We start from the raw sequence: 22,806 nt of genomic DNA on the forward strand, positions 1-22,806 counted from the left end.
TCTGGGAGAGGGTTGGGGCCGCTGCGCGGCCCTTGGCGAATGAGTTCGCCCCCATAGGTCGTTCGCCCGATCAGCTATGCATCGCATGCCGTTCGCGCAGTTCCTTCTCGGCTACCCAGTATTCGATCAGCTCGCGCAGTTGCGACAGTTCAACCGGCTTGGCCATGTGGCCGTCCATGCCGGAGAGGCGGGCGCGTTCCTTGTGTTCGCTGAGGATATGGGCGGTCAGTGCGACCACCGGCGTGCGCGGGCGCTGCTCCAGGTTTTCCCAGTTGCGCAGCATCTCGGTGGCGGTAAAGCCATCGAGCACCGGCATCTCGCAATCCATCAGTACCAGGTCGTAGTGCTGGTTCTTCATTGCGCTCAGGGCTTCCTCGCCGTTGCTGGCCGTGTCCGGTTCGAGGTTCAGCTTGCTCAGCATGCCGCGAATGACCTTCGTGGAAATGCTGTTGTCTTCTGCCACCAGGATGCGGAAGTCGGTGGGCACATGCAGTGGTTCGCTGACCTGGGAGCCCGGCAGGGAGATCGAGCCGCCGTTCTTGCGCTGGTTGAGTTCGTCGGCCAGCGTGGTCTTCAGGGTGTACCCCGCCACTGGCTTGGCGAGGATGCGCTTGATGCCGGCGTTGCGCGCGATGATCTTGCTCGGTGCGTTGCTGATGCCGGTAAGCATGATGATCAGGATGTCGTGGTTGAGGCTGGGGTCTTCCTTGATCTTGGCGGCCAACTGCATGCCGGTCATGCCGGGCATGTCCTGGTCCAGCAGGACCACGTCGAAATACTCGCGCAAGTGCGCCTTGGTTCGCAGCAGGGCCAGGGCTTCCTTCCCGGACGGCACGGCGCTGACCTGCAAGCCCCAGGCGCCGCATTGCTGGACCAGTACCTTGCGGCAGGTGTCGTTGTCGTCCACCACGAGCAGGCGCGCGCCTTCCAGCGGGCTGTCGAGGTCGGCGGCCGGGCGCTCGAGGTGCTGGGCGTCGAGCGGCAGCGTCAACCACAGCGTGCTGCCTTGCCCTGCGCCACTCTGGATGCCGAACTCGCCCTCCATCAGGCGTACCAACTGGCGGGCGATGACCAGGCCCAGGCGGCCGCCGAGTTTGGAGGAGGCGAGGAAGTCGCTGCTCTGTACTTCGGCGTTGAGCAGGGCGGAGCGCTCGCCGGCTTCCAGGGGGCGACCGCTGTCCTGCACGGCGATGCGCAGGCGGGGCTGGGTGCTGCTGTTGTCCAGGGCCACCACCAGCAGGATTTCGCCTTCGTCGGTCTGCTTGAAGGCGTTGTCGAGCAGGCTCAGGAGAATCTGACGCAGCCGCGTGGGGTCGCCGCTGACCACGCGGGGTACCTGGGGTTGCATGAAGCTGATGAGTTCGACCCGCTGCTGCTCGGCCTTGGCGCGGAAGATGTCGAGACAGTCGTCGATCAGGGCGTTGAGATCGAACTGCACGTCGTCCAGTTCGATCTGCCCGGATTCCAGCTTGGAGATGTCGAGGATTTCGTTGATCAGGGTGAGCAGTTCGTTACCCGAGCTGTGGATGGTTTGTACGTAGTCGCGCTGCTTGGCCGACAGCGGTGTGCCGAGGAGCAGCTCGGTCATGCCCAGTACGCCGTTCATCGGCGTGCGAATTTCGTGGCTGATCTTGGCGAGGAACTCGCCCTTGGCCTTGAGCTCGGCGGAGCTGGCGGCCAGGGCACGGCTGGCGCTGAAGACCTCGTTCTGGATGCGTCGCTGGCGTTCACTCAGGGCCATGCTGAGGAATACGCCGCTGATCGTGGAGATTGCCAGCAGGGTGTAGGCCAGCCAGTCGGACTGCAGCTGCCAGTAGCCGAACAGGGCGGGCAGGGCGCCGAGAATGGCAATGCAGAACACACCCAGGGCCAGACTGAACAGCCGTGCCGGGCGGTAGCCTTGGCGCCAGTGGAGGATGGCGAACACGAACATGCTCAGGCTGGCGATGGCGGCCATCACATAGACCAGCTGGTTGAATTGCAACTCGGTGACGATCAGCAACAGGGCGGCGGTGAGGCTGATCAGCACGATCTCGCCCAGAAGCAGGCCGGTCAGCGGCGTGCTCGGGCAGACCTTGTGGAAGAAGCTGACGGTGAAGGCCAGGGCACAGACCATGGCCATCAGCATGGAGAGATTGGCGATCTGTGGTTGCGCGCTCTGCCAGTCACCCAGCCAGGGCGAACTGATGCCCAGCAGGCTGACGCCGGTGACCATCAGGCAACCCTGCGCGGCGGCGAGCCAGAGGCTGACAGCTGCGCGGGAATACGCGTAGCGCACCAGGTTGTAGTACACCAGCATGCCCAGGCCGCCGAGCATCAGGCCAAAAAGCAGCGGGCGGGTGTCGTCCGCTGCCATCAGCGCCGAGGAACGCAGTTCCACGGTCGGACGCAGGGCATGTTCCGAGGCCATGCGCAGGTAGATGTCCAGCGGTTCCTGCTGTACCGGAAGCGGCAGGAGGAAGTCGCGGCTGGGCAATGGGCGCTCGCTGAAGGGCAGGCGGCTGCCGGTGCGGGTGTGGGCGACCAGTTCATCGCCCCTGAGGACGTAGAGGTCGAGATAGGCCAGGTAGGGGGCGAAGACCCGCAGCAGCTGTTCCTGCTGGCTGGGGGGGAGGCGGTAATGCAGCCAGAGCGCGCTGCTGCCGCCGGGAGTGTAAAGCTGGTCGAGGTCGACCGGGGTGAACTGGGAAAGGGCCTGCTGGGTGCGGATTTCCTGCAGCTGCAGGTTGGCGCTCGGATCGAGCAGCATGCTCCACTGCCGCTCCCCGGCCGCCTGGGCGGGCAGCAGATAAAACAGGGCCAGAAGCAGGCTGGCGATCAATGCTGTGGCAATCCTGAGCCGGGGCACGTTCGAGGTCCCTTCGTGGGTGAGTGGCCGGATTATAGTCAAGGCCATCTCGTGCGGAATATGACCAAGGCGGCCATCGGGCCGCCTTGGTGAGCACTATCTATTGACTTCTTACCCTTCGCCGCGTTCCCGGGCAATGGCCCTGTAGCCGATATCCTTGCGATAGAAGCAGCCGTTCCAACGGATCTTCTCCGCCAGGCGATAGGCCTGCTGCTGGGCGTCGGAGACGCTGGCGCCGATGGCGGTGGCGCAAAGCACGCGACCGCCGGCGGTGACGATGTTGCCGTCCTTCAGCGCGGTGCCGGCATGGAACACCTTGCCGTCCAGGGCTGCGGCATCGGCCAGGCCTTCGATGACGTCACCCTTGGCATAGTCGCCCGGGTAGCCGCCTGCGGCCAGTACCACGCCAACGGTGGGGCGCGGGTCCCAGGTGGCTTCGACCTTGTCCAGGGCCTTGGCCAGGGCGGCCTCCACCAGCAGGACCAGGGACGATTCCAGGCGCACCATAATGGGCTGGGTTTCCGGATCGCCGAAGCGGCAGTTGAATTCGATGACCTTGGGCGCGCCGCTCTTGTCGATCATCAGACCGGCATAGAGGAAGCCGGTGTAGACGTTGCCCTCCTCGGCCATGCCGCGCACGGTCGGGTAGATGACTTCGTCCATCACGCGCTGGTGCACTTGGGCAGTGACCACCGGAGCGGGGGAATAGGCGCCCATGCCGCCGGTGTTCGGGCCGCTGTCGCCGTCGCCCACGCGCTTGTGGTCCTGGCTGGTGGCCATGGGCAGCACATTCTGGCCGTCGACCATGACGATGAAGCTGGCTTCTTCGCCATCGAGGAACTCCTCGATCACCACGCGCGAGCCGGCGTCACCGAAGGCATTGCCGGCGAGCATGTCGCGTACGGCGGCTTCGGCCTCTTCCAGGGTCATCGCGACGATCACGCCCTTGCCAGCGGCCAGGCCGTCGGCCTTGATGACGATGGGGGCGCCTTTCTCACGCAGGTAGGCCAGGGCCGGTTCTACCTCGGTGAAGTTCTGGTAGTCGGCGGTGGGGATCTTGTGGCGGGCCAGGAAGTCCTTGGTGAAGGCCTTGGAGCCTTCCAGCTGGGCAGCACCGGCGGTGGGGCCGAAGATGTCCAGGCCGCGCGAGCGGAACAGGTCGACCACGCCTTTCACCAGCGGCGCTTCCGGGCCGACGATGGTCAACTGGACGTTCTGGGCCGCGAAATCGGCCAGTTGTTCCAGGGCCAGCACGTCGATAGCGACGTTTTCGCACTTGGCTTCGGTCGCGGTGCCGGCGTTGCCCGGGGCGACGAAGACCTTCTCGACGCGCGGGTCCTGGGCCACTTTCCAGGCCAGGGCGTGTTCACGACCGCCGCTGCCGATAATGAGTACGTTCATTGAATTCTCCTTCAGGAGGCGGGCCTGGGGCCCCAACGGTGGATGAGAAGAGCGTCATCCACCCTACAAAAGCTACGAATCTTCTACGACGGACTGTAGGGGGCGCGATGGAGCGGGTAGATGCAAGGCGTCCGGTCCTTCACCCAGCGGAGTTGCCTTCTGGCAATGAGCATTGGGGAAGGGCCGGACAACGCAGCAGATGCCCGCTTCAGTGCGTCCCTGTCACTCAGTGGCGGAAGTGGCGCATGCCGGTGAACACCATCGCGATGCCGGCTTCGTCGGCGGCGGCGATGACTTCGTTGTCACGCATGGAGCCGCCCGGCTGGATCACGGCGGTGATGCCGGCCTTGGCCGCATTGTCGATGCCGTCGCGGAACGGGAAGAAAGCGTCGGAAGCCATGACCGCACCCTTCACCTCAAGACCGGCATGCTCGGCCTTGATGGCGGCGATGCGGGCGGAGTTGACGCGGCTCATCTGGCCGGCGCCGACGCCGACGGTCTGACGGTTCTTGGCGTAGACGATGGCGTTGGACTTGACGAACTTGGCCACTTTCCAGGCGAAGATCAGGTCGTGGATTTCCTGCTCGCTCGGGGCGCGCTGGGTGACGATCTTCAGGTCTTCTGCCTTGATCATGCCGATGTCGCGGCTCTGTACCAGCAGGCCGCCGTTGACGCGCTTGAAGTCCCAGCCTGCGGCACGCTCAGCCGGCCATTCACCGCATTCCAGCAGGCGCACGTTGGCCTTGGCAGCGACCACTTCACGAGCGGCGGCGGAGATTTTCGGCGCGATGATGACTTCGACGAACTGGCGCTCGACGATGGCCTTGGCGGTATCAAAGTCCAGTTCGCGGTTGAAGGCGATGATGCCGCCGAAAGCGGATTCGGTGTCGGTGGCGTAGGCCAGGTCGTAGGCCTTGCGAATGCCGCCTTCGTTTTCCGGTACGACGGCCACGCCGCACGGGTTGGCGTGCTTGACGATGACGCAGGCCGGCTTGACGAAGCTCTTCACGCACTCCAGCGCAGCGTCGGTATCAGCCACGTTGTTGAAGGAGAGTTCCTTGCCCTGCAGCTGCACGGCGGTGGAGACGCTGGCCTCGCCCTTTTTCGCTTCTACATAGAACGCCGCGCTCTGGTGCGGGTTCTCGCCGTAGCGCATTTCCTGGGCCTTGACGAACTGGCTGTTGAAGGTGCGCGGGAAGGCGCTACGGCCTTCGGTGGACAGGGTGTCGCGTGCCTGGTCGATGGTGCCCAGGTAGTTGGCGATCATGCCGTCGTAGGCGGAGGTGTGCTCGAACGCCTTGAGGGCCAGGTCGAAACGCTGCGCGTAGGTCAGGCCACCAGCCTTCAGGCCTTCGAGGACGCTGGCATAGTCGCTGGCGTTGACCACGATGGCGACGTCCTTGTGGTTCTTCGCGGCGCTGCGGACCATGGTCGGACCGCCGATGTCGATGTTCTCGATGGCTGTCGGCAGGTCGCAGTCAGGCTTGGCGACAGTGGCTTCGAAGGGGTACAGGTTGACCGCGACCAGGTCGATCGGCTTGATGCCGTGCTGTTCCATCACCGCGCCATCGAGGTCGCGACGGCCAAGGATGCCGCCGTGGATCTTCGGGTGCAGGGTCTTCACGCGGCCGTCCATCATTTCCGGGAAACCGGTGTAGTCGGCGACTTCCACGGCGGCGATGCCGTTGTCCTTGAGCAGCTTGTAGGTACCGCCGGTGGAGAGGATCTCTACGCCGAGGGCAGCCAGTTCACGGGCGAACTCGACGATGCCGGTCTTGTCGGAAACGCTGATCAGGGCGCGGCGAACGGGAAGGCGGGTGGTCTGGTCGGTCATTTCGGAACCATTCGAGTGGGAGAAGATTTAGCGGTTGGGCCTGAAACCGGAAGCCGGAAGGCTGAGCGTCGGGTCTGGTTCCCGCTTCAGGCTTCCGGCTTCAGGTTCCCGCCTTTCAGAGCAGGTCGTATTGCTTGAGCTTCTTTCGCAGCGTGCCCCGGTTGAGGCCGAGCATCTCGGAAGCCTTGGTCTGGTTACCCTTGACGTAATTCATCACGGATTCCAGCAGCGGCGCTTCCACTTCGGAAAGCACCAGGTTGTACACGTCCGTGACGGCGGCGCCCTCAAGATGGGCGAAATAATTGTGCAGCGCCTTTTCGACGCTGCCGCGCAGGGTCTGGCCCTCAGCGGTAGGTGCCGTCAGGTGCTGTTTAAGGTTGGCGGTGTCGCTCACGGGTGTTGCCCCATCAAAAAAATTCTCGGTCATCGTCGTCATGCGGCCTTTTCCCCTTCGTTGTGACGCTCGGCGAAGAACTCCCGAACGTTGGCGCACTGCGCGTCCGTGGACTCCAAACGATTGAACTTGGCGCGAAACTCCCTGGCGCCCGGCAGGGTTGCCAGATACCAGCCGACATGCTTGCGGGCGATGCGAACGCCCATCTCGTCGCCGTAGAAGGCGTGCAGTGCGGCCAGGTGCTCCAGCAGTATCTGTTCCACTTCGATCAAGCCCGGCGCCGGCAGAAGTTCACCGGTCGTCAGGTAATGCGCGATCTCGCGGAATATCCAGGGTCGCCCCTGGGCCGCTCGACCGATCAGCAGGGCATCGGCACCGGTGGCGTCGAGGACCTGCCTGGCTTTCTGTGGCGAATCGATATCGCCGTTGGCAAAGACCGGAATGGACACCGCCTGCTTGATCGCAGCGATGGTCTCGTACTCGGCTTCGCCCGTGTACAGGTCTGCGCGGGTCCGGCCGTGGACGGCCAGGGCCCGGATGCCAGCCTGTTCGGCGATTTTCGCCACGTTGATGCCGTTCCTGTTCGATCGGTCCCAACCGGTGCGGATCTTCAGGGTGACGGGCACATCGACGGCCTTGACCACGGCGTTGAGGATATCGGCCACCAGGGCTTCGTCCTTCATCAGCGCCGAGCCGGCGGCCTTGTTGCAGACCTTCTTCGCCGGGCAGCCCATGTTGATATCGATGATCTGGGCACCGAGATCAACATTAGCCCTGGCCGCTTCGGCCAGCATCTCCGGATCACCGCCGGCTATCTGGACGGAACGGGGCTCCGGGTCGCCCTCGTGGAGCAGGCGCAGCCGCGACTTGCGGCTGTTCCACAGGCGCACGTCGCTGGTGACCATTTCCGATACCACCATGCCGGCGCCAAGACGGCGGCACAGCAGACGGAACGGCCGGTCGGTCACACCCGCCATGGGGGCGAGAATCACTGGATTGGGCAAGGCATAAGGGCCAATGCTAACCGCCGACATAGGTCTTCCCTGTTTGGGGCCTGCTCAGTTGAGTGCTGGGGGAGTTCGAAAAAGGGTGGGCATGATACCCGCTCTCGGTGACTGGATAAAGGCTGTTTTGAACAAATTCTGAACAGCCCTGTGCTTATCGCCGGGAGTTAGAAAACGCCTGGAGACTCCGGAATCCGGCGTCTCCAGCTTATTCGGGGGAGTGGAAGCTGAGGCTGTAGTTCACAGCCTTGGTGCCTGGGTCGAGGATGTCCAGGCTGATGTGGATAGGGGTTTGCGGAGGCATTTCCGCCTGTCCGGCCAGTTCGCCGGAAAGGTATTCGCCTGGCTTGAAGCGACGGCTGGCCAGTAATTGGCCATTGATGTCGGCAAAGCGCAGCTCCAGCAGTGGGAACGGCTGGGCGAAGGCGGCGCGGTTGTAGAGGATGGCGTCGACCACGAGGGCGCCGGAGAACTCGGGGTGGCTGCGCACCACGAGGTTGCTGCTCTTGATCAGGTCGATATCCACCTTGGAGGGCAGCTGGCAGCCGATTTCCGGGCAGATTTGCTGGAACCAGGGGCGGTACTGGTCCTGCCGGGCCAGTTCATCGAAGTGGTACCAGATGTACTGGGTGGACAGTGCGCCGATTGCGATCAGGTTCAGCAGGAACCAGCCGATCCAGCGGCCCCAGGGGCGTCTGCTTTCCTGCCAGTCCAGCTGCAGCGGCTCGTCATTCAGGTCGAGGAGGCCGTCGTCGCGGAGGGCAGGTTCGTTGCGCGAGTGTTGCAGGCGCACGGGCTCGGTAGCAGGCGGCTCGTCCAGCTCGTCGTCATCGTCGCGCAGGTCTTCGGGTTCGTCGTCGCGGGCTGAACCCAGGCTGAAGTCCGGGCCGGGCTCGTCCTCTACCAGGTCCATGGACAGGCTGGGTTCGGTGCGCTCTGCCGGAGCAGGCTTGGGCGGCTCCACTGGCGTGCGACTCACCGGCTCGGCAACTGGCTCGGCGCGCAGTTCGAAGTCAGGCCCAGCTTCGGGTTCGTGCTCGTCGTCCCGCTCGGCGGCCAGTTCCGCAGACGGCTCCTCGGCCTCCAGCAGAGCTTCGGCCCAACCTTCATCGTGACGCGGCGTCGGTTGCGCTTCGGTCCGCACGGGTGCGGCGGGGCCCAGCAGGTCACGGGACAGGCGCTGCTCTTCCTGCTCCAGCTTGGCCAGTTCTTCGTCCAGGTCGAGGCTGTCGAGGTCCAGGTCGTCGTGAATCCACAGGGTGTCGCTACTGGCTGGCTTGACCGGCGTCGTCTGCGGTGCAACCGGCGGCTTGAGCACGGTGGCGACGCTGGGCACTGGCGCGGCCGGTGCCTGGGGTGTTGCCGGCCTGGGTGGCGCTGTCGGTGCCGCGGGCTTGGGCTTCGGGGTCGCCGGCGCTATCGCCTGGCCCTTGGCCGCCAACAGCTGCTGAGCCGCATTGAACACATGCAGACAAGCGCCACAGCGCACGGCGCCATGGGCTACGGCCAGCTGTGCGCGGCTGACGCGGAAACTGGTCTGGCAATGCGGGCACTGGGTGACGAAGCTGTCGGTCATGCGGCGATCCGGTCGAAACGAAAGGCTATTTTACTCGATCTGCTGGCTTTCAGCGGCGCACGCCACTGATGCGTACCCAGCCGTCCTTCTCTGCAGTAGGGTCGAGGTCGAAGGCGCCGGCATAGGCCGTGCGCACTTCCTCGGCCTGCTCGGCGAGGATGCCGGACAGCGCCAGGCGTCCGCCGGCTGCCACGAGGCTGGTGATCTGCGGCGCCAGCGAGACCAGCGGGCCGGCAAGGATATTCGCCACTACCACTTCGGCGGGTTTGGCTGGAAGGTCGGCCGGCAGGTAGACCGGGAAGCGCGCCGGGTCGATGCCGTTGCGCGAGGCATTGTCGCGGGAGGCTTCCAGGGCTTGCGGGTCGATGTCGGTGCCGACTGCCTGGCGCGCACCCAGGAGCAGCGCGGCGATGGCGAGGATGCCCGAGCCGCAGCCGAAATCCAGTACTTCGCAGCCGTCGAGGTCCTGGCCATCGAGCCATTCCAGGCAGAGGGCGGTGGTTGGATGCGTGCCAGTGCCGAACGCCAGGCCCGGGTCCAGCAGGAGGTTCACCGCGCCCGGCTCGGGGGCGTCGTGCCAGCTCGGTACGATCCACAGGCGGCGGCCGAAGCGCATGGGCTGGAAGTTGTCCATCCAGCTGCGTTCCCAGTCCTGGTCTTCGATGCGCTCGATCTGGTGCTCCGGTAGCGCGCCGCCGGTCAGCAGTTCCAGGTGCGCCACCAGGTTGGCTTCGTCGGTATCGGCCTCGAACAGGGCGAGCAGATGGGTATTGGACCAGAGTGGGGTGGTCCCCAGGTCCGGTTCGAAGATCGGTTGATCTTCGGCGTCCATGAAGGTTACCGAGACAGCGCCCACTTCCAGCAGGGCGTCCTCGTAGGTTTCCGCCTGTTCCGGGGTGATGGCGAGTCGAACTTGTAACCAGGGCATGACGGGACCTCTTGAAAATTCAGCGTGCACATGCGGCAGGCGCGCAAGCTTACTTGAGCACAGGCCGGAAAAACACAAGGGCCGCCATATGGCAGCCCCTGTGATCGTGGATCAGGCACCCTGAATCAGTGCTTGTCCATGCCGAGTTTCTTTTCCAGGTAGTGGATGTTGATGCCACCCTTGCAGAAACCCTTGTCGCGAGTGAGGTTGCGGTGCAGCGGGATGTTGGTCTTGATGCCGTCAACGACAATCTCGTCCAGCGCATTGCGCATGCGCGCCATGGCTTCGTCGCGGTCCTTGCCGTAGGTAATCAGCTTGCCGATTAGCGAGTCGTAGTTCGGCGGAACCGCGTAGCCGCTGTACAGGTGCGAATCGACGCGAACGCCGTTGCCGCCTGGGGCGTGGAAGTAGGTCACCTTGCCAGGGCTCGGCATGAAGTTGTCCGGGTCTTCGGCGTTGATCCGGCATTCCAGCGCATGGCCACGGATGACGACGTCGTCCTGCTTGATCGACAGCTTGTTGCCAGCGGCGATGCTGAGCATTTCCTTGACGATGTCGATGCCGGTGACCATTTCGGTGACCGGGTGCTCCACCTGCACGCGAGTGTTCATCTCGATGAAGTAGAAGCGACCGTTCTCGTAGAGGAACTCAAAGGTGCCAGCGCCGCGGTAGCCGATTTCGATGCAGGCCTGGACGCAGCGGTCCAGTACTTCGGCGCGGGCCTTCTCGTCGATACCCGGGGCTGGGGCTTCTTCCAGCACCTTCTGGTGGCGGCGCTGCAGGGAGCAGTCGCGGTCACCCAGGTGGATGGCATTGCCCTGGCCGTCGGACAGGACCTGGACTTCGACGTGGCGCGGGTTGGTGAGGAACTTCTCCAGGTAGACCATGGAGTTGCCGAACGCGGCACCGGCTTCGGTGCGGGTCAGCTTGGCCGACTTGATCAGTTCTTCTTCCTCGTACACCACGCGCATGCCGCGACCACCACCGCCACCGGCGGCCTTGATGATCACCGGGTAGCCCACTTCACGGGCGATGGCCAGCGCGGTTTCCTCGTCTTCCGGCAGCGGGCCGTCGGAGCCCGGCACGGTCGGTACGCCGGCGCGCTTCATGGCGTCCTTGGCCGATACCTTGTCGCCCATCAGGCGAATGGTGTCGGCTTTCGGGCCGATGAAGGCGAAACCGGAGTTCTCCACCTGCTCGGCGAAGTCGGCGTTCTCGGCCAGGAAGCCGTAACCCGGGTGGATAGCAGTGGCGCCGGTTACTTCGGCGGCGCTGATGATCGCCGGGATGTTCAGGTAGGACTGGGCTGCCGAAGCCGGGCCGATGCAAACGGTCTCGTCGGCCAGGGACAGGTGCATCAGCTCACGGTCGGCCGTGGAATGCACCGCCACCGTCTTGATGCCCAGTTCCTTGCAGGCGCGCAGGATGCGCAGGGCGATCTCGCCACGGTTGGCGATCAGGACTTTTTCCAACATCGCAGGCTCTCCGCGGTTCAGACGATGGTGAACAGCGGCTGGTCGTACTCAACCGGCTGACCGTTTTCCACGAGGATGGACTCGATCACGCCACTGGCTTCGGCTTCGATGTGGTTCATCATCTTCATGGCTTCGACGATGCAGAGGATGTCGCCTTTCTTCACGCTCTGGCCGACTTCGACGAAGTTGCCCGAGGTCGGGGAGGCGGCACGGTAGAAAGTGCCGACCATCGGAGAGCGCACGACGTTGCCGTTCAGCTTCGGTGCTGCCGGTGCAGCGGCTTCAGCTGCGGCGACCGGAGCGGCAGCGGCAACAGGTGCTGCTACCGGTGCCGGGGCGGCGGCGTAAACCGGCTGGGCCGCGAAGGCCTTGTTGCTGTGACGGCTGATGCGCACGGACTCTTCGCCCTCGCGGATCTCCAGTTCGTCGATACCGGACTCTTCCAGCAGTTCGATCAGTTTCTTGACTTTACGGATATCCATTAATCATCAACTCCCAAGGGGTGAGGTCAGGGGCGTTCAAGGTGTTCTAGCGCCGCGTCCAGGGCCAGGCGGTAGCCGGTGGCACCCAGACCGCAGATCACTCCTACTGCAACGTCGGAGAAGTAGGAGTGGTGGCGGAAAGGTTCCCGTTTGTGCACGTTGGACAGGTGCACTTCGATGAATGGGATGCTCACTGCGAGCAATGCGTCACGTAGGGCGACACTTGTATGCGTGAAAGCAGCAGGATTGATGATGATGAAGTCCACTCCTTCACCGCGGGCCGCATGAATCCGGTCGATGAGTTCGTACTCGGCATTGCTCTGCAGGTACATCAGGTGATGGCCGGCCTCGCGAGCGCGGCGCTCCAGGCCCTGGTTGATCTCGGCCAGGGTCGTGGCCCCGTACTTATCGGGTTCGCGGGTGCCCAGCAGGTTGAGGTTGGGGCCGTGCAGGACGAGCAGGGTGGCCATGCTGTTTGTTCCTTATTGGAGGCCAGGCGGCACTATGCCGGACAGCGGAAAAGGCTGTCCAGTTGCCGACAGTAATCGACAAGATGCCCGGTGTTTGCGGCAAATATATGACGTTGCATGCGTCAGCGCGACGCATTCGCCTGTTGCAGACGGGCGGCGAAGGCCTTGGCATCGACTTCACCTACGACACGCAGATCGGCCAATTCGTCACCCTTGCCGTTGAAGAACAGGATGGCCGGCGGCCCGAACAGCTTGTAGCGATCGAGCAGGGCGCGTTGTTCCGGATTGCTCTCGGTCATGTCGAAGCGGATAAGGCGGTAGCCGCCCAGCTGCGAGGTAACCTCCATGGCGGTAAGGACTTCACGCTCGATCACCTTGCAACTAATGCACCAGTCGGCATACCAGTCCAGCAGCAGCGGCTGGCCAGAGCCTTTGGCCTCTGCGAGGACCCCGGTGAGTTCCACCGGAGTCTTGATCGTTTGCCATGCTCCGCTGGCCGGGGCGACGGACGGCGCACCAACCAGGTGCGCACGGCCGAGCGGACGCAACGGATCGGATTCTCCCTTGAGGGCGCCCGACCAGGCAGCCACTGCGTAGACCAGCAGGACCAGTCCTGCCAGTTGACCCAGGCGCTCGCGCGGAGCCTTGGGGGTGAATTCCAGGGCGCCGAGGAACAGCGCAACGCCGCCGGCAAGCAGGCCCCAGAGGCCCAATGCCAGGGGGCCGGGCAGGACGCGTTCGAGCATCCATACCGCTACCGCCAGCAGCAGCACGCCGAAGGCATTGCGTACGCTGACCATCCACTGGCCTGCCTTGGGCAGCAGGGCACCGCCGCCGGTGGCGAACAATACCAGCGGGGCGCCCATGCCCAGGCCGAGGGCGAAGAGCTTGAGGCCGCCTCCCAGGGCGTCGCCGCTTGCACTGATATAGAGCAGGGCTCCGGCCAGCGGCGCAGAGACGCAGGGCGAGACCAGCAGGCTGGAGACCACGCCGAGCAGCGCGGCGCTCCAGATCGAGCCACCCTTGGTGCTGCCCGCCAGCGAATCCAGCGGGCCGCTGATGAAGCGCGGCAGGCGTAGTTCATAAAGGCCGAACATGGCCAACGCGAAGAGGGTGAAGAAGCCGGCGAAGGGCACCAGTACCCAGGGCGACTGCAAGCGTGCCTGCAGGTTGAGTTCGGCGCCGAACAACCCCATCAGCGCACCCAGCAGGGCAAAGCAGGCGGCCATCGGTAGGATGTAGGCCAACGAAAGCGTCAGGCCGCGTCCGCCGCCTGCCTTTCCGCGCAGTACCACGCCGGAAAGAATCGGCAGCATTGGCAGCACGCAGGGCGTGAAGGTCAGACCGAGGCCCGCGAGGAAGAACAGGGCCAGTTCGTGCCAGCCCCAGCCTGTGCCGGCGGTGCTGCTGCCCAAGGAGTCAATGCCGCTGCTGGCGCCACCCTCAGCCAGTTTGATGACCTCGGTCTCTGGCGGATAGCACAGGCCCTTGTCGGCGCACCCCTGGTAAGTCACTCGCAACTCGGTGGGGGCCTTGCGTGACGGGTCCACCGGCAGGTTGACGTCGGTGACGCCGTAGTACACCTCGACGTCGCCGAAGTACTCGTCGGTCTTGTGCTTGCCGGCCGGCAGCACGGGCTGGCCCAGGCCGCTGTCGGCGGGCTCTGCGCGGAACTGGAAGCGGTGACGATAAAGGTAATAACCCTCGGCATTGGTGAAGCGCAGCTTCACCGAGGTGGGGCTGCTTTCCACGAGGCTGAGGCGGAAGGCCTCGCGAACCGGCAGGAAGTCTCCGCTGTTATTGAGGGAGGCACCCAGGGTCGGGCTCGGGCGGTTGTCCAGCAACCCTGCGGCGGCGGGCAGGGCCACCAGCAGAAAGATCAGGCTCAGCAGACGGCGCATGGAGGTCTCTTGGGGCGGAAAACGCTCGCATCATAACGGACCTCGACGGCTTCCTGCAGGCTCCGGGCTGTAAGCGGTTTTGTCCTCAGAGCGAAAGGTCGTGCGGACGGTGCCTATAGGCATGATGGACTTCCGTACGCCACGCGGAATCGTCGGGCGATTGAATGGGCGCGACAATAGTTCGCGCCGTTTCGTCAGACGCGGAAGGCCTGCACGGCCGTGTGCAATTCACCCCCCAGGCGCAGCAGGCGTTCGCCTTGGCTGCGGCTTTCGTCAATGCGCGCGAGGTTGCTGCCGCCGAGCTGGTGGATCTGTTCGCTGTGGTCGCGGATTTCGCTGACTGCGCCGCTCTGCTGGGCAGTGGCGTCGGCAATCCGTTCGGCCATGCTGGCGATCGTGCGAATCGCACTGACCACTTCCACCAGTGCGCCGTCGGCGGCGGCGGCCTGTTCGGCGCTGGCTTCGGCATGTTCGACCTGGATACGCATGGCGTCGACCGATTGCCGTGCAGCCTGCTGGAGGCGAGCGATCAGCTGCTGGATTTCAGCCGTGGCCCCCGCAGTGCGCTGGGAAAGGGAGCGCACTTCCTCGGCGACCACTGCGAAGCCGCGGCCCATTTCACCCGCCCGAGCGGCCTCGATGGCGGCGTTGAGCGCCAGCAGGTTGGTCTGCTCGGCGATGCCACGGATCACCGTCAGCACCTTGTCGATGGTTTCGGTCTCTTCCGCCAGGCGCTCCACGGCCTGGGCGTTGTTCTGCACTTCGCCCACCAGTTGGTGAAGTCCGGCCAGGCTCTGGTCGATCACGCTCTGGCCCTGTTCCACGGCCAGACCGGCATCGCGGCTGGCATCGGCGGCCAGGCTGGCATCGCCGGCCACCTGTTGGATGGTGTTTTCCAGTTCGCCCAGGGCATCGCGGATCTGTGCGGTGCCGCCCGCCTGGTCCTCGGCGCCGGCGTGGAGTCCGTTGTTCAGCTCGGCCAGGGTGCTGCTGCTGCCGGCGACTTTCTCGGCGTGCTGGCGAATGGTGCCCACCAGTTCGCCGAGATAGTCGCGCAGGCGATTGAGCGAGTCTTCGATGCGACGCAGGTCGAGCGTGCGGGAGCCCAGGGCTATGGGGCGGCTGAAATCGCCGGCGGCCCAGGCTCCCAGGGCGCTGACCAGACGCCCGAGCACCTGGGTCAGGCGGCGCTGGATGCGGTCGATGCACAGGGCGATGAGCAGAATCAGGCCGATCATCAGGCCTTGCATGACCCGCACTTCAGCCTGGATGCGACCGTGTTCGGCACGCACTTCGGGCTCCAGGGCGGCCAGCGCGGTTTGCAGGGCATCCACGCGCTGGGTGGTGGCGGCGGCGAGTTCGCTGCGCCGCTGGATCAGGTCGCGGGTGCGCGCCAGTTCGCCCGGATAACGCTTGAGCAGACCGGCCAGTTCACGCTTGAGGGCGATGCCGCGATCTTCGGTCTGGCTGGTTTCATTGCTGCTTTCCAGGCCCATCATCGCGGCGAAGTCATCGGCGGCCGAATTGCTGCTGTCGGCCACGCCGAGCAGGGGCAGTTGGTCCAGCCGGGCGCTGTCACGACCGAGTGCCTCCAGTTCGCGCTCGACGTCGGCGGCCAGTTCGTCGCGCCCGCTGGCCACCAGCTTCGCGCGGGCCTGGCTGAGGCGGTTGAGGTGCTGGGCGGCGGCGAACAAGGGGGCTCGATAATCGCTGGCAGGCGGCGAGCTGGCGGAGTCGGCGTACTGGGCGAGCTGGTCGAGGGAGCCGGCGATTTCCCGCTCGGCCTGGATCAGCAGGCCCTGGGGATCACCTGCCAGCTTGCCGGCTGCGAGCAGTTCGTCGCGCGTGAATTCGCGCAGCTCAACAAAGCTGGGGAGCAGGTCCTGGGTCAGTTCGCTCGGGAGCTGGGCGAGGCGTTGCTCCAGGCTGTCGATGCCCTGGGCGGCGGCACTGTGACGCAACGCATCGCCGCTGTTGAGGTAGGCCTGAACGTTGTCCACCACCTCACCCTGGAAACGCTGGGCCAGGTCCAGGTACTGCTCCATGAGTTGATAGGGGCGTTCAAGTGCCCGCTGCGACCACCAGAGCGTGGCTCCCAATGCCAGGCACACGGTGACCAGCAGCAAGGTAATGAGGTTGGTGAGCAGTTTCAGGCGCATCGCGTCCTCGACAGACAGCTGAGGGGATGGCCAGATGATATTGCTGTTTGGTGACAGTCCCGTGACGACGGTTCTCAGTCGCGGTGCAGCTCAACCCGATTACGACCGCCGTGCTTGGCGCAATAGAGCGCTTCGTCCGCCTGCTTGGACAGCTGGTTGATATCGAGGTCGTCATGCAGTTGGGCAATACCGCAGCTGAAAGTGCAGGACAGGTCGTGGGGCTGGGCCGGGTAGCGGATCTCCGCGAAGCGCCGGCGGATTTCCTCCAGCACGCGATGGGCCGCGTCGAGATCGGTATCCGGCAGGACCACCGCGAATTCCTCGCCACCGTAGCGGCCGATATGGTCGGTCTTGCGCAGGCGCTGCTTGAGGAACAGCGCAAGGCTCTTGATCACCCGGTCGCCCATGGGATGGCCATAGGTGTCGTTGACCTTCTTGAAGTGATCGATATCGAGCATGGCGAAGCACAGCGGCTTGCCTTCCCGGCGGGCGCGGGAGCAGGCGTCCTCCAGCAGTTGCAGCGTATGGGTGTGATTGAACAGCCCGGTGAGGCTGTCGCGCACCATGCGTGCCTTCAGGCTGCGAGCCCGCTTGGCGCGAGTACGGACCGTCGCGATCAGGTGGCGCGGCTTGATCGGCTTGGTCAGAAAGTCGTCGCCGCCTTCGCTCATCGCATCCAGCTGTTTGTTGAGGTCATCCTCCGCCGACAGGTAGATGATCGGCACGCTTACATAGCGCTCGTGCTGGCGAATCACCTTGGCCAGCTCGGTACCCAGGCATTCGGGCATGTACATGTCGAGGATGATCAGGTCCGGCTGGAATTCGGCCAGGGCCAGCAGGGTCTTCACCGGCTCGGTGATGACGCGGGTGACGATGCCGGCGGAGTTGAGGATCAGCTCGGTGTGGGTGGCCTGGGCGCGGGAGTCGTCCACCACCAGCACCTTGAAGGGATCGTAGTGGGCGGTGCGGGTCAGGGTTTCCAGTTTTTCCAGCAGGCTGGAGGCATCCAGGGCGCCGGTGAAAAATTCCTGGCCGCCGGCACGCACTGCTGCCAGGCGCGTTGGTGCATCCGCTTCTTCATGGCTGAAGAAAATGATCGGCAGCTTCTGCTCCAGCCCTTGCTGGGCTTCGCGTGCCAGATCCAGGCCCTTGCCGGGGCCGGAAAAGTCTACTTCCAGCACGATCGCAGCCGGATGCCGTTCGGCCATGGCCGAGCGGAAGGCGTTGGCGCTCTCGCAGAGCTGGGCGTTGAGGCCGAAGAACTCCAGTTGCTGGGTCAGGCGTTCGGCACGGTCCTCGCTTTGCAGAGCCAGGTACACCGGCTTGCGCAAGGGCGGAAGGAAGGTCTGCTCGAACTGGTCGCCATGCCGCAACCCGGTGCGCGACAGGCGCTGCATCAACAGGCTGAGTTCGGTGATCAGGTCGCTGGACAGCCGGCCGCGATTCTCTTCCACGCCACGCAAGCATCTGCCAATGGCCACGGCCAGGCGCGTGTGCTCCGGCTGTTCGAAGCGTTCGGCGTAGCGCTGCAGGTTGAGGCTGGCCTCGGCCAGCTCGGTCATGCAGGCCGTGCTCCACTCGCTGCGTTGCAGGCGCTGCCAGATCTCCAGAACATGCCGCGCCTGGTTGATTACTCGCTGGGCGAAGTGGTTCTTGAGTCGGTCGCGGCTGGGATCTTCGTGCTCGGTCATGGCCGGGGATGTCGCCTGGAGACGATCTAGATGATGGCGCCATGCTATCACCTTGTAGGCGGTACGCCAGTGCCATCTGTCCCGATTTTGCGGGGTACGTCAGGTAAATACCGTCAGCAAGTCGCCAAGGCCCCGGAAACACCGCGTGCACCGGCGGTTGGTTTGGTTCGCGGGCACTGCGCCGCGCCTGCGCATCACTTATAGTGCAGGACTTGGCCGCAACGCTCCGGGCGTAACGCGGTCGAACCTATCCGTGCTGATCGAAATTCGAAGGACACTGCCATGCTGGACTGGAAGAAGCGTATGGGCGATGCGCGTGAGCGCGTCGATGATTCGGTTGACGATGTACGCAGCTACCTCGGTGGCATCTGGCTGAGTCGTGCCCTTGGCAGCCTGCTGGCGATCTACCTGCTCGCCTGTGTCGTGGTGGGTTGGTACTGGAGCAGCGAGCCCGATCTCTTCCCAGTGCAGCAGAACGCCCAGGCAGCCGCCGAGCGTGCCGGCCGGCAGATGGTCAGTGGCTACACCACCGTGGAAACCCTGAAGACCGTGGGGCAGACCCTGCTCGACAAGAGCGGCGGTTACCTCTCCAACGACCTCGCCCCACCCGGTCTCTGGCTGGACAATATGCCCAGCTGGGAATACGGCGTACTGGTGCAGGTGCGCGACCTGTCCCGCGCCCTGCGTAAGGACTTCGCTCGCTCCCAGTCGCAGTCCACCGAGGATCCGGACCTGGCCAAGGCCGAGCCGCGCTTCAACTTCGACAACAAGAGCTGGGCGCTGCCCGCGTCCGAGTCCGAGTACAAGGAAGGCATCCGTTCGCTGGACCGCTACCTGGCGCGCCTGTCCGATCCCAAGCAACCCAGCGCACAGTTCTATACCCGTGCCGACAACCTGAACAACTGGTTGGGCGACGTCGCCACTCGCCTCGGTTCGCTGTCCCAGCGCCTGTCCGCCAGCGTTGGCCGGGTGCGCTTGAACACCGACATCAGCCCGGAAGCCGCCGCCGCCACCGGCAAGGTGCCGGAGGTGAGCGAGGAGATCGTCGAGACGCCCTGGCTGCAGATCGACAACGTCTTCTATGAAGCCCGCGGCCAGGCCTGGGCGCTGTCCCACATCCTGCGCGCCATCGAAGTCGACTTCGCCGACGTGCTGGCGAAGAAGAACGCCACCATCAGCGTGCGCCAGATCATCCGTGAACTGGAGGCCGCCCAGGAGCCCCTGTGGAGCCCGATGGTGCTCAACGGCAGCGGCTATGGCGTGCTGGCCAACCACTCGCTGGTGATGGCCAACTACATCTCCCGTGCCAACGCCGCTGTAATCGACCTCCGTCAGTTGCTGGAGCAGGGCTGATGGCCATGGACGATCGCGAGGCGGCCCATCGCGCCGCCTCCGACGCCGAGCAAGTGGCCTGGGTCGATGAGCAGGATCGCCCCCTCGGCGGCCTGCCCCGCGCCCAGCTGAGAGAGCGCGGATTGATTTCCCGAGGCACGTTCATTCTCCTGTTCAACTCCGCCGGCCAGCTCTGCGTGCATCGCCGCACGCTGAGCAAGGCGCTTTATCCGGGCTATTGGGATGTGGCTGCCGGCGGCATGGTGCAGGAAGGTGAGGGCTACGCCGAATCGGCGGCCCGTGAGCTGGAAGAAGAGCTCGGCGTTGGCGGGGTTTCGCTGCGCGAGCATGGCCGCTTCTATTTCGACGAGCCGGGCAATCGTCTCTGGGGCGCGGTGTTCTCCGTCGTCTCCGATGCACCGCTGAAGTTGCAGCCGGAAGAGGTGATGGAGGCACGCTTCATGTCGGTGGATGAGGCGCTTTCCCTGACTCCTTGCTGCCCGGACTCCCTCAAGGCGTTACAGCTTTACCTGGCATCACATACGTGAATGCTCCGGTAGGAGCCCGCTTGCTGGCGACCCCTTCGCGAGCAAGCTCGCTCCTACCAGGGGGGGTAGTCGTTCCCGCTTGGCCAAAGGCCCGCCCCAAACCCGCGTCAGGCGTGGGTTTGTGCAGAATCTCGGACCCTTTCGTGCGGGATGCTGCACGAGGTCGCCAATCTGTCGATCAATGGCGCATTTTCGTACTTAGCATTCGCTGCGAATGCTGATAAATTTCGCCGCCTTTCAAGCCCGGCCACATACCGGGTGCGCTGCCCCTGCCAGAGTGGGGCTTCGCGGTCGGCTCCCCGCCGACCAGTCGCTATCCTGACCCCTACGAGGAAAGCCGGTGGTCAAGAAAGCTTCGTCCTTTGCCGCCCTGGGCGGCCTGGTGTACTCCACCGACAGCGGCCGGCATTGTCCGGATTGCCGCCAACCCATCGATGCGTGCATCTGCAAGCAAGCCGTCGTGCCTGCTGGCGATGGCATTGCCCGCGTGCGCCGTGAAACCAAGGGTCGTGGCGGCAAGACCGTCACCTCCGTCAGCGGCGTGCCGCTGGCCGAGGACGCCCTGAAGGAGTTGGCTACCGCGCTCAAGCGTCGCTGCGGGACGGGTGGAGCCTTGAAGGACGGCGTGATCGAGATCCAGGGCGACCACGTGGACCTGTTGCTTGAAGAACTCGCCAAGCGCGGCTTCAAGGCCAAGAAATCCGGCGGCTGAGCCACGGCTTTCTAAACTGACCGTCAGAGCAGCGGTCAACACTCCAACGTCACACGACCGAATTAACCTGTCCAAGCCCCCGGCATGATCCGGCGGGCATGGCGCTTTTCTATCCCATAGGGGGAAACCGATGTCTGCACGACGCACGCGCAAGGACGATGGCACCAGCTGGACCGTGGCCGACAGCCGCAGTGTCTATGGTATTCGCCATTGGGGGGCCGGCTATTTCGCAATCAACGAAGCGGGCCGCGTCGAAGTGCGCCCGCGTGGAGCCGGCAGCGAGCCGGTGGACTTCTACGACATCGTCGGCGACCTGCGCGAAGCGGGCCTGTCCCTGCCGCTGCTGGTGCGTTTCCCGGATATCCTGCAGGACCGCGTGCGCCAACTGACCGGAGCGTTCGATGCCAACATCGAGCGCCTGGAATATCAGAGCCGCTACACCGCCCTGTACCCGATCAAGGTCAACCAGCAGGAAGCGGTGGTGGAAAACATCATCGCTACCCAGAACGTTTCCATCGGCCTTGAGGCAGGCTCCAAGCCCGAGCTGCTGGCCGTACTGGCACTGGCGCCCAAGGGCGGCACCATCGTCTGCAACGGCTACAAGGACCGAGAGTTCATTCGTCTCGCGTTGATGGGCCAGAAGCTCGGCCACAACGTCTTCATCGTCATCGAGAAGGAAGCCGAGGTGGAGTACGTCATCGACGTCGCCGCCGAGCTCAAGGTCGCGCCTCAGGTGGGCCTGCGCGTGCGGCTGTCGTCCCTGGCCTCGTCCAAGTGGGCCGACACCGGTGGCGAGAAATCCAAGTTCGGTCTTTCCGCCGCGCAGATCCTTTCGGTGGTGGAACGCTTCCGCAAGGCCGGCCTGGACCAGGGCGTGCGCCTGCTGCACTTCCACATGGGCTCGCAGATCGCCAACCTCGCCGACTACCAGCACGGTTTCAAGGAAGCCATCCGTTACTACGCGGAGCTGCGCAACCTCGGCCTGCCGGTCGACCACATCGACGTCGGCGGTGGCCTCGGCGTGGACTACGACGGCACCCACTCGCGCAACGCCAGCTCCATCAACTACGACATGGACGATTACGCCGGCGTGGTGGTGGGCATGCTCAAGGAGTTCTGCGACGCCCAGGGCCTGCCGCACCCGCATATCTTCTCCGAGAGCGGCCGCGCCATGACTGCGCACCACGCCGTGCTGGTGATGCAGGTGACCGACGTCGAGCGCCACAATGACGCCGTGCCGCAAATCGACAACGCTGCCGAACAGCCGGAGATCGTGCGCTGGCTGATGGACATGCTCGGCCCAACCGATGCCGAGATGGTCACCGAGACCTACTGGCGTGCCACTCACTACATGGGGGATGCTGCTACTCAGTACGCCGAGGGCAAACTGACCCTCGCCGAGAAGGCCCTCGCCGAGCAGACCTACTTCGCCATCTGCCGTCGCCTGCACAATCAGCTCAAGGCGCGCCAGCGTTCCCATCGCCAGGTGCTCGACGAGCTGAACGACAAGCTCGCGGAGAAGTACATCTGCAACTTCTCGGTGTTCCAGAGCCTGCCGGACACCTGGGCTATCGGCCAGGTACTGCCGATCATCCCGCTGCATCGCCTTGACGAGGAACCGCTGCGCCGCGCTGTGCTGCAGGACCTGACCTGCGACTCCGACGGCAAGATCAACCAGTACGTCGACGAGCAGAGCATCGAGACCAGCATGCCGGTGCATGACGTGCGCGAAGGCGAGGACTACCTGCTGGGCGTATTCCTGGTGGGCGCCTACCAGGAAATCCTCGGCGACATGCACAACCTGTTCGGCGACACCGACTCGGTGAACGTCTACCAGCACGACGACGGCAGCGTTTACCACGCCGGTATCGAAACCCATGACACCATCGAAGACATGTTGCGCTACGTGCACCTGTCGCCCGAGGAGTTGATGGCCCTGTATCGCGACAAGGTATCCAGCGCCAAGCTGAGCCCACGCGAGCGTACCCAGTACGTTGACGCCCTGCGTCTGGGGCTGACCCGCTCCTCCTATCTGTCTTCCTGATAGGTGT

General features: G+C 64.4%; 17 protein-coding genes. 4 read left to right on the forward strand and 13 right to left on the reverse strand.

Features of this window, described 5'->3' with window-relative positions; translation table 11 throughout:
• Positions 1 to 70: 70 nt before the first annotated feature.
• The 13 genes from D6Z43_RS22905 to D6Z43_RS22965 form a co-directional block, all read right to left on the reverse strand.
• Complete coding sequence (locus D6Z43_RS22905; protein ID WP_371924427.1) at positions 71 to 2,821, reverse strand: response regulator; 2,751 nt, start codon at positions 2,819 to 2,821, stop codon at positions 71 to 73.
• Positions 2,822 to 2,959: 138 nt separating this feature from the next.
• The gene (gene purD, locus D6Z43_RS22910; RefSeq protein ID WP_120654310.1) at positions 2,960 to 4,249 is read right to left on the reverse strand and encodes a phosphoribosylamine--glycine ligase; all 1,290 of its coding nucleotides are present in this window, start codon (positions 4,247 to 4,249) and stop codon (positions 2,960 to 2,962) included.
• A 226-nt stretch (positions 4,250 to 4,475) separates the two neighbouring features.
• Positions 4,476 to 6,083, reverse strand: a complete 1,608-nt coding sequence (gene purH / locus D6Z43_RS22915) for a bifunctional phosphoribosylaminoimidazolecarboxamide formyltransferase/IMP cyclohydrolase (protein WP_120654311.1) — start codon at positions 6,081 to 6,083, stop codon at positions 4,476 to 4,478.
• Positions 6,084 to 6,198: 115 nt separating this feature from the next.
• Complete coding sequence (fis, locus tag D6Z43_RS22920) at positions 6,199 to 6,519, reverse strand: DNA-binding transcriptional regulator Fis (protein WP_120654312.1); 321 nt, start codon at positions 6,517 to 6,519, stop codon at positions 6,199 to 6,201.
• Positions 6,516 to 7,511 (reverse strand): tRNA dihydrouridine synthase DusB, encoded by a 996-nt coding sequence (dusB, locus tag D6Z43_RS22925; RefSeq protein ID WP_120654313.1) that lies wholly within the window; start codon positions 7,509 to 7,511, stop codon positions 6,516 to 6,518. Before dusB ends, fis begins: the two co-directional genes overlap by 4 nt.
• Before the next feature lie 178 nt (positions 7,512 to 7,689).
• Positions 7,690 to 9,057 carry a DUF3426 domain-containing protein gene (locus D6Z43_RS22930; protein WP_120654314.1) on the reverse strand — a complete coding sequence of 456 codons (1,368 nt, stop codon included), beginning with the start codon at positions 9,055 to 9,057 and terminating at the stop codon, positions 7,690 to 7,692.
• A gap of 49 nt (positions 9,058 to 9,106) precedes the next feature.
• Positions 9,107 to 9,985, reverse strand: a complete 879-nt coding sequence (prmA, locus tag D6Z43_RS22935) for a 50S ribosomal protein L11 methyltransferase (protein WP_120654315.1) — start codon at positions 9,983 to 9,985, stop codon at positions 9,107 to 9,109.
• 125 nt (positions 9,986 to 10,110) lie between these two features.
• A complete protein-coding gene (gene accC / locus D6Z43_RS22940) occupies positions 10,111 to 11,460 on the reverse strand; it encodes an acetyl-CoA carboxylase biotin carboxylase subunit (protein WP_120654316.1) in 1,350 nt (449 codons plus the stop codon).
• A gap of 17 nt (positions 11,461 to 11,477) precedes the next feature.
• Positions 11,478 to 11,942: an acetyl-CoA carboxylase biotin carboxyl carrier protein gene (accB, locus tag D6Z43_RS22945; RefSeq protein ID WP_120654317.1), complete on the reverse strand. Its 465-nt coding sequence runs from the start codon at positions 11,940 to 11,942 to the stop codon at positions 11,478 to 11,480.
• Positions 11,943 to 11,968: 26 nt separating this feature from the next.
• Positions 11,969 to 12,412: a type II 3-dehydroquinate dehydratase gene (gene aroQ, locus D6Z43_RS22950; protein WP_120654318.1), complete on the reverse strand. Its 444-nt coding sequence runs from the start codon at positions 12,410 to 12,412 to the stop codon at positions 11,969 to 11,971.
• A 122-nt stretch (positions 12,413 to 12,534) separates the two neighbouring features.
• A complete protein-coding gene (locus D6Z43_RS22955; RefSeq protein WP_120654319.1) occupies positions 12,535 to 14,313 on the reverse strand; it encodes a protein-disulfide reductase DsbD in 1,779 nt (592 codons plus the stop codon).
• 194 nt (positions 14,314 to 14,507) lie between these two features.
• A complete protein-coding gene (locus tag D6Z43_RS22960) occupies positions 14,508 to 16,472 on the reverse strand; it encodes a methyl-accepting chemotaxis protein (protein ID WP_120654320.1) in 1,965 nt (654 codons plus the stop codon).
• A gap of 74 nt (positions 16,473 to 16,546) precedes the next feature.
• Positions 16,547 to 18,163, reverse strand: a complete 1,617-nt coding sequence (locus D6Z43_RS22965; RefSeq protein WP_120654321.1) for a PleD family two-component system response regulator — start codon at positions 18,161 to 18,163, stop codon at positions 16,547 to 16,549.
• Positions 18,164 to 18,445: 282 nt separating this feature from the next.
• Here D6Z43_RS22965 and D6Z43_RS22970 point away from each other — a divergent pair, with 282 nt between their 5' ends.
• The 4 genes from D6Z43_RS22970 to speA all read left to right on the forward strand — a co-directional run bounded on the left by D6Z43_RS22970 (position 18,446) and on the right by speA (position 22,799).
• Positions 18,446 to 19,516 carry a DUF2333 family protein gene (locus tag D6Z43_RS22970; RefSeq protein ID WP_120654322.1) on the forward strand — a complete coding sequence of 357 codons (1,071 nt, stop codon included), beginning with the start codon at positions 18,446 to 18,448 and terminating at the stop codon, positions 19,514 to 19,516.
• On the forward strand, positions 19,516 to 20,043 hold the full coding sequence (locus D6Z43_RS22975; protein WP_120654323.1) for an NUDIX hydrolase: 528 nt from the start codon (positions 19,516 to 19,518) through the stop codon (positions 20,041 to 20,043). Before D6Z43_RS22970 ends, D6Z43_RS22975 begins: the two co-directional genes overlap by 1 nt.
• 340 nt (positions 20,044 to 20,383) lie before the next feature.
• A complete protein-coding gene (locus tag D6Z43_RS22980) occupies positions 20,384 to 20,755 on the forward strand; it encodes a translation initiation factor Sui1 (protein WP_120654324.1) in 372 nt (123 codons plus the stop codon).
• A gap of 130 nt (positions 20,756 to 20,885) precedes the next feature.
• The gene (gene speA / locus D6Z43_RS22985) at positions 20,886 to 22,799 is read left to right on the forward strand and encodes an arginine decarboxylase (protein ID WP_120654325.1); all 1,914 of its coding nucleotides are present in this window, start codon (positions 20,886 to 20,888) and stop codon (positions 22,797 to 22,799) included.
• The last annotated feature ends 7 nt before the right edge of the window (positions 22,800 to 22,806 follow it).

Source organism: Pseudomonas sp. DY-1, from assembly GCF_003626975.1.
In the GTDB taxonomy this organism is placed as follows: domain Bacteria; phylum Pseudomonadota; class Gammaproteobacteria; order Pseudomonadales; family Pseudomonadaceae; genus Metapseudomonas.

Coding starts and splice junctions, on each gene's coding strand:
- purD (WP_120654310.1), bottom strand. CDS start 4,249: ATGAACGTACTCATTATCGGCAGCGGCGGTCGTGAACACGCCCTGGCC.
- purH (WP_120654311.1), bottom strand. CDS start 6,083: ATGACCGACCAGACCACCCGCCTTCCCGTTCGCCGCGCCCTGATCAGC.
- fis (WP_120654312.1), bottom strand. CDS start 6,519: ATGACGACGATGACCGAGAATTTTTTTGATGGGGCAACACCCGTGAGC.
- dusB (WP_120654313.1), bottom strand. CDS start 7,511: ATGTCGGCGGTTAGCATTGGCCCTTATGCCTTGCCCAATCCAGTGATT.
- D6Z43_RS22930 (WP_120654314.1), bottom strand. CDS start 9,057: ATGACCGACAGCTTCGTCACCCAGTGCCCGCATTGCCAGACCAGTTTC.
- prmA (WP_120654315.1), bottom strand. CDS start 9,985: ATGCCCTGGTTACAAGTTCGACTCGCCATCACCCCGGAACAGGCGGAA.
- accC (WP_120654316.1), bottom strand. CDS start 11,460: ATGTTGGAAAAAGTCCTGATCGCCAACCGTGGCGAGATCGCCCTGCGC.
- accB (WP_120654317.1), bottom strand. CDS start 11,942: ATGGATATCCGTAAAGTCAAGAAACTGATCGAACTGCTGGAAGAGTCC.
- aroQ (WP_120654318.1), bottom strand. CDS start 12,412: ATGGCCACCCTGCTCGTCCTGCACGGCCCCAACCTCAACCTGCTGGGC.
- D6Z43_RS22955 (WP_120654319.1), bottom strand. CDS start 14,313: ATGCGCCGTCTGCTGAGCCTGATCTTTCTGCTGGTGGCCCTGCCCGCC.
- D6Z43_RS22960 (WP_120654320.1), bottom strand. CDS start 16,472: ATGCGCCTGAAACTGCTCACCAACCTCATTACCTTGCTGCTGGTCACC.
- D6Z43_RS22965 (WP_120654321.1), bottom strand. CDS start 18,163: ATGACCGAGCACGAAGATCCCAGCCGCGACCGACTCAAGAACCACTTC.
- D6Z43_RS22970 (WP_120654322.1), top strand. CDS start 18,446: ATGCTGGACTGGAAGAAGCGTATGGGCGATGCGCGTGAGCGCGTCGAT.
- D6Z43_RS22975 (WP_120654323.1), top strand. CDS start 19,516: ATGGCCATGGACGATCGCGAGGCGGCCCATCGCGCCGCCTCCGACGCC.
- speA (WP_120654325.1), top strand. CDS start 20,886: ATGTCTGCACGACGCACGCGCAAGGACGATGGCACCAGCTGGACCGTG.